Genomic DNA, 15,978 nt, shown 5'->3' with positions numbered 1-15,978 from the left:
ATTTTACAGAATGATAATGAGGTAAAATTGTATCGAGAACAACGTTTTTACTTCTCGATACAAAATTCATTTTCGTTTTACTTTAGTGAATTTCACTCGAAGTGACACACTCATTTTTAAACGATTCAAGTTAATACATGACTTTACTTATCTAATAGGTACTGTTTAATTGAATAATTAAAAACCGAGTACGCTCATTTAAGCTAATGGCTCTGAATAGAAATCATCATAAATATCTTTACACCCATAACCTAGGATAGAAAAGTTTTTATTTTCGTTTAAGCTTGATCTCCATAATGATTTTATTGCTTGTAAACCATCAATATCAATCTCTTTAACTTTATCTATATTTATAATTACATTTTCAAATTTTTCAACATAAAATTGTATATGTTTCATAAATGATTTTGTAGTTGTTGTGTTTATGCTACCATCTAAATATAGTGTTCCTTTTTTTTCTAATATTTTTAAAGCCATGATATTTATTTTAATTGTTAGTGTCAAAACAAATATCTTCTTTACTTCCTCTAAAAAAGGTAAAAAACAGGTGAAAAACCGTTTTTTAAGGTCTAATGATTAAATACTATTGCTTAAATTGTAATCAACAAAAAAGCAAAATGAAACTCAAACAACTTATCCTTTCTTTAGTACTTTTCATAAGTCATTTTTTGTATACCCAGGATATGAAAAAGGGATTTGACTTTTTAGAAAATGGTAAATATCAGCAAGCAAAAGATTTTTTCGAACAAGTTTTAAAAGAATACCCAACCAACAAAACTGCACGCCTTTGTTATGGTAGAGCTGTTGGACTGAGTGGAAATTCTAAAGAAGCTGTAACACTTTTTACCAACCTACTACGTGACTATCCATCTGATTTTGAAGTAAAATTGAATTATGCCGAGTCTTTGTTATGGAATACTGATTTTTCATTAGCTGAAGATTTTTATGTTACTCTTTTACAAGAAAACGCTACCAGTTTTTCTGCATTATTAGGTTATGCAAACACACTTTCTAATCTTAAAAAATATGACAAAGCAATTGTGTATGTAGATAAAGCTTTAACTGTATTACCAGGAAATAAAAATGCTTTACTATCTAAAAAATATATCCGATTTGGTTTAGCTAATGATAAAATACAATCTCAAGATTACAACCAAGGTGAAGCTATACTCAAAGAAAATTTAAAAGACTTTACTAATGATGCTGAAACTTTACAAAATTTAGCAAACTTGTATCTTATTTCTGAACAAAATGAAAAAGCTCAAGAAACATTTGAGCGTATTGGAAAAAATCCTAATAATCAACTTATTTCTTTAAATGGAATTTCTCTAGTATATCACTTAAATGAGAATGATAAACAAGCTTTACTTGTCAGTAAAAAAGCTGTAGAACTTATCGATGATAAAACAGTGACTAGTATTAAAGAGCGTACAAATGAACGATATATTCAGGCATTAATTTGGAATAGAAAATTTTCTGAAGTTGAGAAAAAGATTAATAGTTTGACTATAGAAAATAGAGTTCCTGAAAATTGGATACTTGCTTTGAGGTCTACTTTAAACATTTATAAAAATGATTTTAAAAAGAGTATTCGAGATTATGATTTAATATTAAAAAAGGATAGTGCTTCTTTTGATGGAAATCTTGGAAAAGCCAATGCTTTAAAAGCTATAGGAAATACGAAAGAAGCTTACAAGTATGCTGATAAAACATTAGAATTTTATACCAACCAGAAAGATGCTATTAACTTTATAAAAAATTTAGATCGAACATTTACACCTTTTGTGAGTTCTAGAGCTTCGTATTCTTTTGATAATGGTAATAATGAAGCGTATTCTTTTTTAGTTCGTTCAGAATTTCCTCTTTCAACAAAATTTAAACTAATGGGAAGTTATAATTACAGAACCAATTCAAATTCAATAAGTAATATTAATGCTAATTCCAATAATGCTTCTCTTGGTTTATCTTATCAACTCCTTACTAATTTAACGTTTACAGGTGATATCGGTATTTTTTCATCACAATCTGAAGTGAATGATTACAATCAGTTTTTAACCAATTTGAGTTTTAATTTTAGACCTTTTAAACTTCAAAATCTTGATTTTGGATATAAAAGGGAAATCCAAAATTTTAATACAGAATTACAAGATCGAGAAATTATTCAAGATAACTTTTTTATGAATTATAGTTTGAATACAAATTTTAATCTCGGGTTCTTTTCTCAATATTTCTATACTTCTCAAAACGACAACAACACTAGAAACTTATTATTCATATCACTATATTATACCTTATTACAAAAGCCTTCACTAAAAGCTGGTGTTAATTATCAAAATATATCTTTTAAAAATCAGGTTCCAACCATTTATTTTAGTCCAGAACGTTTTAATGCGGCAGAAGTATTTTTAAACATTATTAAACCTGATGCCAGTGTAAAAGAAAAAGGCTGGTTTTATGAATTAACCGCCGCTACTGGCTTCCAATATATAGAAGATCAGGATAAACAAAATACGTATCGATTTCAAGGTAAATTGGGCTATAAACTTTCCAATAGGAGCTTACTACATATATTTGGAACTCATAGTAATATTGCTTCAACAATTGCTACTGGTTTTACCTTTACTGAAATGGGAGTATTATTCAAATACTATTTCCTTAAAAAACCTGTGTTTACAACTTCCAAAATGTTTTGAGTTGAAGTTTGAAGTTTGAAGTTTGAAGTTGATTAAAATATATTTAATCTTTTACTTACAGACTTATTTAACGTGAATTTTGGATAAGGAATTCTTGTCAGTTCGAGTGATTTTACGGAATGATAATGAAATAAAATCGTATCGAGAACAAGAGTATTACTTCTCGATACAAAATTATTTTTCATGTTATTACAAATAATTTCACTCGAAGTGACACTATTATTCTTAAACGAGATTCACGTTATTTATTATAAAAAATCAAAACTTTACAAAAAATGTGTTTGCGAGGCACGAAGCAATCTGCCATTTTTTACCTTTTAATCTTATTCTCGATAAATAATAAAAAGATTACTTCACTACACTACATTTCGTCTGTAAAGACAAATTTTGGCTAATATATAAGCTATTTAGTAGTAAACCGCATCATAAATAATAAAGCTCTCTTACAGTAAATCCAATCTTTTCATTAAATCAGGTCTATTAGATCTACTCACAGGAATGACATCTTTGTTTATCAATACACTGTTATCTTCTATATCAATAATCTTTTTCACATTAATAATATAGGAACGATGTACCTTCAGGAACAGAGACGTTGGCAATTTTTGCTCTATCTTTTTCAATGATGCATGAACTTCGTATTCATTATCATCTGTTTTTACATAAATATAATCCCCTTTAGCTCTCACAAAACATATACTTGGTAAATCTATTTTTACCAAACGTCTATCAATATTCACATAAAAATCATTTTGTGGTTCTTCTTCTACTAACTCCCTATTTTCTTTTTTCTCTGGAGTATCTAAATTCTCTAAATAAAATAATTTCTCTGCTTTTTCAATTGCTTTTTCAAATCTTTCAGCAGTTACAGGTTTTAACAAGTAATCTACTATAAAATTATATTCAAAAGCTTCGATTGCAAATTGAGCGTCAGTTGTAGTAAAAATGACTTTTGGAGGATCTTTTAATGTTTTTATAAAATCTAGCCCCGTAAAACCAGGCATATGAATATCTAAAAAAATAAGATCTACATCATTAGAATGTAAGAACTTAAATGCTTCCATTGAATTAGAAAATTCATCAATAACATTTAAATTATCTATTTCTTTACAAAGAGTTTTAATAATAACTCTTGCCATTTTTTCATCGTCTATAACAATACAATCCATAAAATTTAAATCGTTTTCAAGTAATCTGAGATGGAACCCAAAATCTTTTCAAATTCTTCTACTTTATCTGAGTCTAAATTATCATCTCTTAAATCGTGTTCAAATTGATTTGCAATTTCATAAGCATTCTCTAATCCTAAGATAATAATTTTATGCTTAATTCTATGGACATTTTGTCCTATTAATTTATAGTCTTTTGTTTTCAGACTTTCATAATATTCTTCTCTTTCAATTGGGAATTCGGCTAAAAGCACTTCTGTAAGTTGATCTATCAGAGAATGGTCTCCTCTTGCTAATTCGTGTAAATATTCTAAACTGGGTTTTTCCATGATTACTTTTTAAGGGTAAAACAAAATGTTGTTCCGATATTTAATTCAGATTCTATCCATATTTCTCCCTCATATACATCTATAATTTTTTTCACTATAGAAAGTCCCATACCCGCAGATTTATAATCATTTTCTAATTTGGAAAACGCAATAAAAACCTTTTCAAAATACTTCTCTTCTATTCCTTTACCATTGTCTTTAATGTAAAACTTCCAAAAAGGGTCTTTATCTTCAAAACCGATTTCTATACACTTATTCTCTTTATCATTAAACTTTAATGAATTATCAATGAGGTTCAAAAACAACTCTTTTAAACTGTACTTGTCTCCCTGTACCATTGGAAGTTCTCGAGGAATTTTTATATCAACAGTATCAATTAGTTTTAATTCTATTAAAATATCATTGACTAAATTATTAAGATTCAGTTTATAAAATTCTTTATCTGAATTACTTATCCTAGAGTACCTCCTTATCGCAGCTACTAATGTATCTATTTTTTCTACATGATCACTTATTGAGTCTATTTGCTCATTACCTTCTTTCCCTATTACGTCTCCATAATCGTCCTTCAACCAATGTGTTAACACCTCTATACTTTGCAACGGAGAAACTAAATCATGAGAAATCATATGTGTATAGTCACTTAATTCTCTATTTTGTTGTTCTAAATCTCTGAGTAATTTGTCTTTTTGTTTATTTATTTTAATGATTTCTTTCGCTTGGTTATCGATAAAATCAACTAAACTTAGAGAAGTTGGATTTTCTAAAAACTCGTTATCTTCTAATTCACTAAACTTAAGCGTATTGATTATCTTTTTTAGTTTTTGAATAACTTCTTTTTGAGAATCCATCTCATTTTTAAGCTTTTCACTAGCTTCATATAGTTCTTCAGAACTTATAGCTGTTGCTCTTTGTAACATTGAAAACTGATCATCAGAAGTATTATAAGATCTATTTACAGCATCTAAAAACGCTTCTAAATCTTTATTCTCTTGTAGATCTTTAGGTAAATACTTTCTAATCTGTCTTTTTAAAAGAGAATTCATCATTCGCTTATAAGTGTTATAGTCATTGTCTGATTGTGTAATTGACAATGTTGTTCTCCAATAAAAGGAGCAATTTCTCCATAAGAATATAGTCCGCAAATGGTAGTATCTTCACCTACAACTTCAACTACTTCTTCTATTTCTTCTTCCACTCTTTGATCTAAAACTAACTTTCTGCCAATACAACTCACTAAAATAGCTAATTCTGATTTCTTCTTTCGTAATTCGTTAGCATTAGTAGCTGCTAATTCTGCTGCATTTACAATATTATCTACATTTGTCATCATTAATTGAACTTGTGCACCTTCTATAATATCTCCAGCTAAAATCATAGAATTATCTTCTTCATTTATATTTAAAATGGTTCTTACAATAGAATGCTTATCATTGGTAGACTTTACCTTTAACGGATATAAAAGAGCAGCTCCTGGTAATTCATTCGATTTTTCTCCTAGGTACTTTTTGTACAAATCTAAAGCAGGTTTGCCATCTAATTCATATAGAATATTTTTATCTGATTTTGTAACTATTCTTTCTGGTCCAAAAGGCGTCCAGCCTCCATTAATAGAAAAAGAGACTTCTAATGCGTCTCCATATAAACCTATGGCTACTATTTCTCCTGATTTTGGATTTTCATTGTATGAAGAAAGTGTTTTCTCAAATCGAGCGTCATCTCCGCACAAGGCTCCTGTAATTAGTAAATTGTCTTGTGTAGCAGCATTCATTCCTTTAGTAAGTTGGCTACCGTTGGTAAAACTACCTTCAGATACTATAAATACATGTTTTAATTGTTCTTTTGGAAATTGATCGATTAACGCTTTACCTACATCAAAACTATCTTCTTTTGAGTCTAAAACATTTACTGTTTTAATTAAAAAACTACTTTTTTCAAATTCAATGGCAGTTATAGTTATACTTTCATCATCCACTTCATCAGCGGTAATATCTCCAGAAGTAGATCCAAAAACAATATGTCCATCTTTAAATAATTCTTGAACTTCTCCAAGAATTGTATCACTTTCTAATAAATATCTATTTCCAAAAACCAATACTAAAGGTTCTTTTAATATTAATTTTTTACTTATATATTTCCAGTCGGTATTCTTATTTTTCTTTAACTGTACTGTTTTCATTTATTGTTTTTTAATAGTAAAATAAAAAGTAGTTCCTATTTTTGGAGTACTTTCTAACCAAATTGTACCTTCATACAAGTCTATTATTTTTTTAACAATTGACAATCCAATTCCTGTAGAATCTTCTCTTTTGGTTAATGATTGAAAAACTTCAAAAATTTTATCATGATATTCTTGTTCTATACCTACCCCATTATCTTTAACTGAAAATTGGTAAAAAGATCCTTTTTCTATACAATCAACTTCAATAATTCCTTGCTCTTTGTCGTTAAACTTTATAGCATTACTTATTAAATTCTGAAATACTTGCTGAAACTTAGTTCCATCTCCTTTTATCACCGGTAATTTCGATAAAACGATAATTTTAATATGATCAGGTATTAATACTGTTTTTTCTATATGATTTAGTACTCTATTTAAATCTATTTCTACTTCTTCAATTTTTGTATCTGCACTAGAGTAATCTAAAATATTAGATATTAGTTTATCCATATTTTCTAATGTACTCTCTATTAAATCAATATTTTGAACCGTACTTTCATCTAATTTCCCTTCATTTTCCATTTTAATCCAAGAAATTAAAGCATCTATACTTCTTAATGGAGATTTTAAATCATGTGAAACTACATGAGCATATTCATACAAGTCATTATTTTTTTCTTTTAATCTTTGAAATATTTCTTCTTTTTGCTCTTCTAAAAGTTTGATTTGAGTAATATCTCTTACAATACCTTGTGCGGCAATAGGAACTTGATTTTTATCATAAATAGTACTTGCATTGATATGCACCCATTTAATTTCTCCGCTATTGGTATATACTCTAGCTCTATAATTTTTAAAAAAGCCCTTAGTTTGCAAATCCGCAAAAGACGACAATGCATAATCCATATCTTCTTTATGAATTATATCTAACACATTCAATTGGTTTTTAGCATCTTGTGGATAACCAAAAAAAGTAATAGCAGCTTCATTAAATTTTAAAACATTTCCATCTAAATCAATAACAACATAAGCATCTAAAATATTTTCAAAAACCCCTTTTAACTCTGAAGATTTTTCACTGAGCAAGTTTTCTAACTTAAAGTTTGATTTTTTTAACTCCTCAGATAAAAAGTAGAGCTCTCTAGATTTGTCTTCTAGTATTTTTTCGGCGGCTTTTCTGGCAGCTTTCTCCCTCTTTAAGCTTCGTTCTAAAATCCTTATCTTTTCTTCACTCATTTAGCTTTATTTAGCTTTTATTGATGATAAATTTTACTTCTGTACCATCTTCTTTTATTTTTTCTAATACTATTTCTGCTGTAGATCCAAAGTGTTGGAACGTTTTATTCATTAAGCCTAGTCCAAAATAATACATGGCTCTACTCGATTTATAAATCATAACTAGTGAATCCTTTGTTTTTTCTTCTACTATAAAAACAGGTAATTCAGCATCTGGATAGATTTTTCGTACTTCTACATGAATATGATTTTCTATAGATGAAAGCATTTCTATTGGGTCTTTATAAGTAGCTAACAATCCTGAATAACTTGACTCAATTACCGAGAAAAAATGCTCGCCATATGTTAATAATAAATCATTAATTGAAATCCCTGTATTGTCATTTAAATTCTGAAGTAATTGTAGCATTTCAGAAAATTTGTATGTTCCAATAGAAGTATATACACCCTCAGATTCTAATTTAGATTGTGAGATAATTTTATCTACCATTTCGAGACCAAATTTATCTTCCACTAAGTCCAAGAATTCAGTAAAAACAATTCCTTTCATGTTTGATATTTTTCAATTTATTTACACTAATAATACACTAGACTACTTCAATTGCCGTAGCATATCTTTATATTTTAAAATTTAAGGATTTAACCAGAAATATCTATTTACAACATTCTTCCAAAGTTTTTGATTGTTTGTAGTAGTTAAATTGCTTTTGGAATACGTTTTAGTTTGTTGTTGTATTTAAATAGATAAATAACTTACGCCACTGGTCTTGGCTTGTTTAAAACTAATAAAATTTAATCAGGAATCCTATTTTTATTTTCTAAAATTTAAAAAATATCTTTTAAGTTCCTTTAGTTTTATAACTTTATGTAGAATTTAATGTAAATGAAGTTGTCCCCTTTTTAATATCCGATTCTCATCAAACATTTAGCTTGAATTACTGAGCTGTATTATTTTTATATTGATTACAATATACTTTATTCTAAACTTGTATTCGTACTTGATTTACTCAGTATTAATACTATTTCAAAATTAAATTTCTTCCTCTTTAGATTTAAAAATCTAGCAAAAATAATTCTTTTTAATTTAATACTTTTTCAATTCATTTAAACTCCAATAGTTTAAAACAGCTTCAATTTTAGTGGCATAATCTTTATATTTTAAGGGTTTTAATATATAACCAGAAATACCTAATCTATAACACTCTTCTAAATCTTTTTGATTATCTGAAGTAGTTAAAATGACTGTTGGAATATGTCTTAACTCTTCACTATTTTTTAAAATAGATAAGAATTCTACACCGCTCATTTTTGGCATATTTAAATCCAATAAAATTAAATCAGGCATCCTACTTTTATCTTCTAAAATTTTAAATGCCTCAGCTCCATCTTTTGCTTCCGTAATACTATGTTGAATTTCAGCAAATGAAACTGTCTTTTTAAACTTCATTATTTCAATGAAATGATCTTCTATCAATAAAACATTTAACCTTCTTTTTATCATCTTCCTAATTATTATTTGAAATAAAAGTACTCCTTTTTTACCTATTTAACCCCTCTGTTATTATCAACCCTATACTTGCCATAGATGAAACACATTTTAACATAAGCAAAAGGTTTAAGCCTAAACATTTATCTTTGACTTTCATCAAATTACACCATTAAACCTAGCATATTTGCCTTTTAGCTCCTAAAACATTTTACGTTTAAAAACTATAAATGATACGATAAAATACATGAGTAACTTCCCCTCTGCATGTGTAATCTAAGAAAATAAGTTTAAAAAACAACTAACTTTCTACCATTATATATTACTATGACTCAAAAACTAAAGTTTTAGTATATAATTATGAATAAAGTTGCAATTCATTTACCAGTAGAAAATCTTAATTAACGTATCTTGCGGTCAATTTCAAGTAAAAATTATGCAAGACAGTAAAGTAGTATCTTATATTAAAAATGTAATAGAAAATTTACCTACAGATTGGTTAAATCTTACTACGCATAGACTAGACATATATAATGAATCATTAGCTAAAACTGAATTCTTACAGGAATTTGAAACGCTATTTAATACTAACAATTATAATCAGGCAGTTCTTAATGAATTACCAACTGCTTATGATTACATCAGATTAGGTCATCCACTTTCATCAGTATTAGAATGGACCATAGCTAATTTAAATCATATTAAATCTGAACAAGTCATTAGCTTTTCATCGGTCACTACACCTATTTTAGCTATTCTTAGAAAAAATTTATTTGCTAAAAAGAATACATTACTTCTTTATAAAAATGAACTCCCTAAACATTTTGATGTTGACACTATTCAAAAAGTTTATGGTTATAATTTTGAAGTACAACAAGTAGCTGATTTCAACACTATTCCTGAATTTGAAGGTAGTACTGTTATATATAGTGAACAAGAACAAATTTGTCATTTTGATTTGACTCCTAATGTTGATTTTGTGATTAATGCTTCTCCTAATCTGGGAAGTATTTTATTGATTAAGGGAGAAGAAAACAAGGATTATATTTCTGAAATTCAACATGTAAGAAGAAGGGAAACCATAGCAATGACTCCGATCAATACATTAATAGCTTTACAGCAATTAACTGGAATATTTACTCATACTCAATATAATACTACTGAAAACAAATCAAAAGTCATAGATACCATTAAAGAAATTACTGGAGTAAATACAACTGCTGTGGTAGGATCAAGTGGACTTTCTATTCAGTATGCTATTGTAATGGGATTGATAGATCATGCTATGGAAAATCATGCTGGTAAGTCTATAAAAATTATAGTTCCTCCCAACTGTTATGGAGGTACTAATGATCAAGCTAGACGTGTGGTAGCATGTTTGCCTCAAGTAGATGTTATGGATTTACCTGTAGATGGTGATAATGATATGGTAAAAAGTATTGACATTGTTTTAAATAAGGTTGCTGAAGAAAATGCTGTACCTTATATAATAGCTGAAATCCCTACAAACCCAAGGGTAGAAGTGCCTGATCTTATACAATTAAAAGAAGTACTAAGTAAACAACGTACAACTACATTAGGTGAACTAGCTATTGAGCCTGTTTTTATTTTAGATCAAACATTTTGTCCAAATGTCCATTTTTTAGGAGATCAAGACATGTTAGCTTCAGTACAAACCATAGCTTATGTTAGTGGTTCTAAATTTCCAAGTGGTGGTAAATGTACTGCTGGGTATTGTACTGCAAATACAAAAGCTGCTCCTTTAATGGATAAAATAGCTAAGCATATTCAATTATGTGATAACGAGGCTACGGAACTCCAGTTAGAAATTTTAGCGGAACAAATGCCTTCTATGAATCAAAGAATTCATGATGCCTATAACAATACTCGTGAATTTGTAAGTTTCATAGAAAAAGAATTGCCAGAAGCTAAAATTAATTTTGTTTCTGAAGAATTAGCTAAACAAGGATTTACTCCGTCTGTATTTTCTTTAGATTTACCTACCAAAGGTAATTCTGATGAAGAAAGAGAAATCTATAAAAGGGCTTTAAATCTGAAATTAATTAATTTGATGATTTCTGAAATTCCAGATGAAAGTAAGTATTGTGTAAGTTATGGTCAATTAAAAGGATGTTACTGGACCATTCCAGCCACCTCTACTCAAGGTACTACAAAGGAATCTGATAAAGATTATATAGCAAGAGTAGCTATATCTCCAAAAATTGATTTAGAACTCCATAAAAAAGTGTTTTTAGATTTTATTAAACACATTTAAATTATGTGAAAATTGGTAAGAATAAGAGTGTGATTTCGACAAGCTCAATCACCACTTCAATAGAACCAAAGATTCAACCTAAATATTGAATTAAAAAAAGGATAGTTTTTTATAAAGCTATCCTTTTTTCTTTAGTTGTATTTTCTCACAAATATACTTACCAATATTTCTACCTTGTACTAAACCATTATCTACAGCTGCTCTGTAATGAATTCCTCCATAAAGTCTACTTATTGCTGCTTCTTCCGCTGCCTGATTAAAAGAGGTAAATTTTCTTGAGGGTAATCCATAAGGCAATTCAGTAGTGTCTACAAAAGCAAAATTGTCTTTAAAAACATGAGTTAGTATAGTTGATGCCGCTCCAGAAACCACTGAATGACCACTTGTATATTCTGGAAACGGGGGAGTTTGTAAAAGTGGAATCCAGTTTTTATCAATAGTTGTATTAATTAAAGTTTCAGGTCGTATTAGATTACTTCTATACTTTTCATCCCAACAACTTATAAAAGCATCAAACATTCCTATTGAAGTATAGGTATGTGCATAAATTGCTTCTTCAAAACTTAATTTATTTTGAATACAAGCTATTTTGGTTATCCCTACCCAATGTCCACCTGGGGTTATTTTTTTAGTCGCTACAGTTAAATGTCCTGTACTTACTGCCACATAAGGATTACAATCCCAAAATTGAGCTATTTTAACCTCTTCTGCCTCATCTCCCTTTTCTCTTATTTCATTTGTCACTTGATAAACCTCAAGCAATTCTTTGTAAAAATCGCTAGTCTTTTCAAGAGAAAAATCAGGATGCCTTTCAGGTTTGAATTGAGAAGCTGAGTTTAAAACCAAAGGAGTAATTTTATTCCAATGTGGTTCTATTCCATCCATGTATGATGGTGGTGTAGGCTGCCATCTAGAAATATCATCAGTATCGACTGAAAACTTTGGCATTGTTCTCGTTTGATTGTAATGATCGTTTGTAAACCACTCTTGTATATGTTGTGCTACTTTTTCTCCATAATTTTTAGACACTTCAAACTCATTTTTATTTATTTTTTCCCAACTTTTATATAATGAATCTTGAAGTTTATTCACAAAATCATGTGTGAAAGTAAGTTTTTTACTAACTTCCATATAAGCTACTAAAGCGGCTACTTTTGTATTCACAGCATCTGCATTTACCACAGGAATCTTTTGTAACGATTCTATTTGAGATGATAAAGACAGATAATTTTCATCATTTTGAGCTATAATTTCATACGCTGCAATATTAGGATATACATATACCCTACTGGCTACTGGTGGCGAAAAAATATCGTGAACTAAAGTATTTGTAACTTGATCTATACAAGCATAATAATTTTGTGCACTAATGCTAATTGTTTTCTTTTCTTGTGTACATGAAGAAAAAAGAAATACGCAAAAAACTATTAAAAGAGTGCGAAAATTATTCAAGATTAAAGTACTAAAATTCTGTTTCATAATACGTTGTTGCATCTGCTAAAAGTATATGTAAACTCTCTCTTTCTTCTTGTACACGTTTGTCATCCCAGTCCAATATTTTAATACAGTCTTTAACAACAATATCAACATATTTAGATACACTTTGAATATCAAAATATAATCTGCCTGTACGTCTTACAAAGAAATCTGCTAGTCCATTTGTCATTTCAAAATGAACACAATACCATAACTCCGCACGGATTAAGCGTTCTTCTACGGTACCTGTCATAAAAAATGATATTTTATCTACAATCTTAGTTGCACTTTTTCCATAGTTAGTACATAAATACCAAGCAAAATAAGAATCCTCAATACCTAAATCTTGTAATGTAACTTCTAGTTCTTTTTGGTATTGATCTACCTCTTCTGAAGAAATCATTGTTGGATTGACTAATGAAATATGATCTGTCTCAGATTTTTTTAATGATTTCTTTCTTTTTTCACTCATCGTTTTTAATACAGCATCAATAACTCGATGAGCCATTTTTCGATATCCTGTTAATTTTCCTCCAGCAATAGAAATTAAACCAGTTTTAGAAATAAAAATTTCGTCTTTTCTAGACAAATCAGATGGATCTTTTTCTTCCTCATGTATTAAAGGTCTGAGTCCTGCCCAATTAGATTCTATATCCGCTATGGTTAAATGAATATCAGGAAACATGTTGTTAATTGCATTCAACAAATACGTGGCGTCTTCTTCAGTAGCTACTACCCTATCCAAATTACCATAATAATTGGTATCTGTTGTACCTACATACGTACACCTACCTCTGGGAATTGCAAAAACCATTCGCCCATCTGGTACATCAAAATAAATAGACTGTTTAATTGGTAATTTTTCTACAGGAAAAACAATGTGTATTCCTTTTGTAAGATGTAAATGTTTATGATTCATTGAAGCATCTTTCCTTCGTAAGGTATCTACCCATGGCCCTGCTGCAGACACATAATTATTTCCACTTATGTTTAATGTTTTACCTGTGTTATGATCAATACAATTTAAACTTTCAATTTTACCATCACTATTGTATACAAAAGAATCCATTTCACAATAGTTTAATATTGTTGCACCAAACTCAGCTGCCTTTTTAAGAATTTCAATAGTTAATCTGGCGTCGTCAGTTCGGTATTCTGCATAATAACCACTTCCTAATGTAATAGCTTCATCTAGTAATGGTTCTTTTTCTAAGGTTTCTTTTTTATTCAACATCCTTCTTCTATCATCTCCATCTACATTTGCCAACATATCATAAACCTTTAATCCAATTGCTGTCATCATTTTACCATAGGTCCCTCCTTCAATTAACGGTAACAGCATCTTTTCTGGAATTACTAAATGAGGAGCTAGTTTATGTACAATAGCTCTTTCTGTTCCTGATTCTCTAACTAAACCTATTTCTAATTGTTTTAAATAGCGAAGTCCACCATGAATAAGCTTTGTTGATTTATTACTTGTTCCTGAAGCAAAATCATTTTTTTCTATTAAGCATACCTTCATTCCTCTAGAAGATGCATCTAAAGCTATGCCTGCTCCTGTGACTCCTCCTCCAATAACAACAAGATCAAATGTATTTGATTTTGCTTTTTTTAAATGTTTTTCTCTATCTAAAACAGAAAAACGAACTTTCTGTTTCTTTTTTTTCTTTGTACTGCTTTGAGTTCTTTCTATGGCTTTTAACCAGCCTTTGTACTTTTTCTTTCTAACTTTTGGTGCTAGGGAAGCATTAAAAACAGTATCTACTTTACGAATAGAATCAATATCTTCTTGACTCCATATTCCAGCTTTTATTCCTGCTAAAAGGGCTGCTCCAAAAGCGGTTACTTCAATCATTTTTGGTCTGTCTACAGCTACATTTAATATATCTGCTTGAAATTGCATTAAATAGTTATTAGCACTTGCTCCTCCATCAACTTTCAGGGTAATCATTTCCTTACCACTGTCATTAATCATGGCATTAATTACATCTTTTGTTTGATACGCTAATGCTTCAACCGTTGCTTTTATAATTTCATTTCTTCCTGTATCTAAAGTCATTCCATAGATACTTCCTTTAGCTTCAGCATCCCAATACGGAGCTCCTAAACCAGCAAATGCAGGCACCACATATATATTTTCTAAAGGTGGTATACTTTTACATATCGCTTCGGTATCTGATGCTTTTTCTATGATTTGCATTCTATCTCTAAGCCATTGGATAGAAGCTCCTCCAACAAAAATACTGCCTTCTAGCGCATATTTAGTAGACTCAGATTCTAAACTACAAGTTAACGTAGTTAACAAACCATTATCAGAAATCACCTGTTCTTCACCAATATTAAGTAGTATAAAGCAGCCTGTTCCATAGGTATTTTTGGCTATTCCTGACTTAAATCCTCCCTGTCCAAATAAAGAGGCTTGTTGATCACCAGCCACACCATAAATCGGAATAGATAATCCTTCAAAGTCTAGTGTACCATAATCAGATGACGAGTGTTGTACGGTGGGTAGCATTACACTAGGTACATCCAATGCTTCTAATATGGTTTCACTCCAACATAAGTTTTTGATGTCATACATCATAGTTCTTGATGCATTGGTGTGATCAGTAAGGTGTTTTTCTCCTTTAGTAAACTTATATACCAGCCAACTATCAATTGTTCCAAAACATAACTCTCCTTCTATAGCTCTTTCTCTAGCCCCTGCCACATTATCTAAAATCCACTTGAGTTTTGTTCCAGAAAAATAAGAATCTATAACTAGCCCTGTATGTTCCTTTATATATTCAGTTAATCCTTTATCCTTGAGTTCTTCACAAATTCCAGTGGTACGCTTATCTAACCAAACAATAGCATTATGAATGGGTTCTCCTGTTTTTTTATCCCAAACCACAGTAGTTTCCCTTTGATTAGTGATTCCTACCGCTGCAATTTCTGATGGATTAATTTCCGATTTTGCTACTGCTTCCTTAAAGGTCTCTAACTGATCATTATAAATATCTACAGGATTGTGTTCTACCCAACCTGATTCTGGATAATGTTGTGTTAATTCTTTTTGAGCGATTGCTTTTATTTCTCCCTCTTTATCAAAAATAATAGTTCTAGTACTTGTAGTACCTTGATCAAATGCGACTAAATATTTTTTTTCCATTA

At 29.6% G+C, this 15,978-nt stretch carries 12 protein-coding genes; 2 read left to right on the top strand and 10 right to left on the bottom strand.

Annotated features, from left to right (window positions below):
* Positions 1–198: 198 nt before the first annotated feature.
* Entirely contained in the window at positions 199–477 is a 279-nt protein-coding gene (locus BVC87_RS02585) for an STAS domain-containing protein (protein ID WP_083629211.1), read from the bottom strand.
* Positions 478–683: 206 nt separating this feature from the next.
* Between BVC87_RS02585 and BVC87_RS02580 the strand changes: the two genes are divergently transcribed.
* On the top strand, positions 684–2,693 hold the full coding sequence (locus BVC87_RS02580; protein WP_234974625.1) for a tetratricopeptide repeat protein: 2,010 nt from the start codon (positions 684–686) through the stop codon (positions 2,691–2,693).
* 443 nt (positions 2,694–3,136) lie between these two features.
* On the opposite strand, the gene BVC87_RS02575 is transcribed toward BVC87_RS02580, so the two are convergent.
* The 7 genes from BVC87_RS02575 to BVC87_RS02545 form a co-directional block, all read right to left on the bottom strand.
* Positions 3,137–3,862 (bottom strand): LytR/AlgR family response regulator transcription factor, encoded by a 726-nt coding sequence (locus BVC87_RS02575; RefSeq protein ID WP_075340782.1) that lies wholly within the window; start codon positions 3,860–3,862, stop codon positions 3,137–3,139.
* 5 nt (positions 3,863–3,867) lie between these two features.
* Entirely contained in the window at positions 3,868–4,191 is a 324-nt protein-coding gene (locus BVC87_RS02570; RefSeq protein ID WP_075340781.1) for a histidine kinase, read from the bottom strand.
* A gap of 2 nt (positions 4,192–4,193) precedes the next feature.
* Positions 4,194–5,240 carry a sensor histidine kinase gene (locus BVC87_RS02565; RefSeq protein WP_234974624.1) on the bottom strand — a complete coding sequence of 349 codons (1,047 nt, stop codon included), beginning with the start codon at positions 5,238–5,240 and terminating at the stop codon, positions 4,194–4,196.
* The gene (locus BVC87_RS02560) at positions 5,237–6,370 is read right to left on the bottom strand and encodes an FIST signal transduction protein (RefSeq protein WP_075340780.1); all 1,134 of its coding nucleotides are present in this window, start codon (positions 6,368–6,370) and stop codon (positions 5,237–5,239) included. Before BVC87_RS02560 ends, BVC87_RS02565 begins: the two co-directional genes overlap by 4 nt.
* Positions 6,371–7,588 (bottom strand): sensor histidine kinase, encoded by a 1,218-nt coding sequence (locus BVC87_RS02555; RefSeq protein WP_075340779.1) that lies wholly within the window; start codon positions 7,586–7,588, stop codon positions 6,371–6,373.
* A 10-nt stretch (positions 7,589–7,598) separates the two neighbouring features.
* Entirely contained in the window at positions 7,599–8,138 is a 540-nt protein-coding gene (locus BVC87_RS02550; RefSeq protein ID WP_075340778.1) for a heme NO-binding domain-containing protein, read from the bottom strand.
* Positions 8,139–8,672: 534 nt separating this feature from the next.
* Positions 8,673–9,089, bottom strand: a complete 417-nt coding sequence (locus tag BVC87_RS02545) for a response regulator (protein WP_099098825.1) — start codon at positions 9,087–9,089, stop codon at positions 8,673–8,675.
* Positions 9,090–9,510: 421 nt separating this feature from the next.
* On the opposite strand from BVC87_RS02545, the gene BVC87_RS02540 reads away from it, so the two are divergent.
* Positions 9,511–11,349 carry a PLP-dependent aminotransferase family protein gene (locus BVC87_RS02540; RefSeq protein ID WP_075340777.1) on the top strand — a complete coding sequence of 613 codons (1,839 nt, stop codon included), beginning with the start codon at positions 9,511–9,513 and terminating at the stop codon, positions 11,347–11,349.
* Between the two features lie 117 nt (positions 11,350–11,466).
* On the opposite strand, the gene BVC87_RS02535 is transcribed toward BVC87_RS02540, so the two are convergent.
* Together BVC87_RS02535 and glpK are read right to left on the bottom strand one after the other, a co-directional pair.
* The gene (locus BVC87_RS02535; RefSeq protein ID WP_075340776.1) at positions 11,467–12,828 is read right to left on the bottom strand and encodes a vanadium-dependent haloperoxidase; all 1,362 of its coding nucleotides are present in this window, start codon (positions 12,826–12,828) and stop codon (positions 11,467–11,469) included.
* Positions 12,812–15,976 (bottom strand): glycerol kinase GlpK, encoded by a 3,165-nt coding sequence (gene glpK / locus BVC87_RS02530; protein WP_075340775.1) that lies wholly within the window; start codon positions 15,974–15,976, stop codon positions 12,812–12,814. Before glpK ends, BVC87_RS02535 begins: the two co-directional genes overlap by 17 nt.
* Between the last annotated feature and the right edge of the window lie 2 nt (positions 15,977–15,978).

The organism is Tenacibaculum agarivorans, from assembly GCF_001936575.1.
Lineage (GTDB): Bacteria > Bacteroidota > Bacteroidia > Flavobacteriales > Flavobacteriaceae > Polaribacter > Polaribacter agarivorans.
This window is presented reverse-complemented; position numbering and strand designations above follow the sequence as displayed.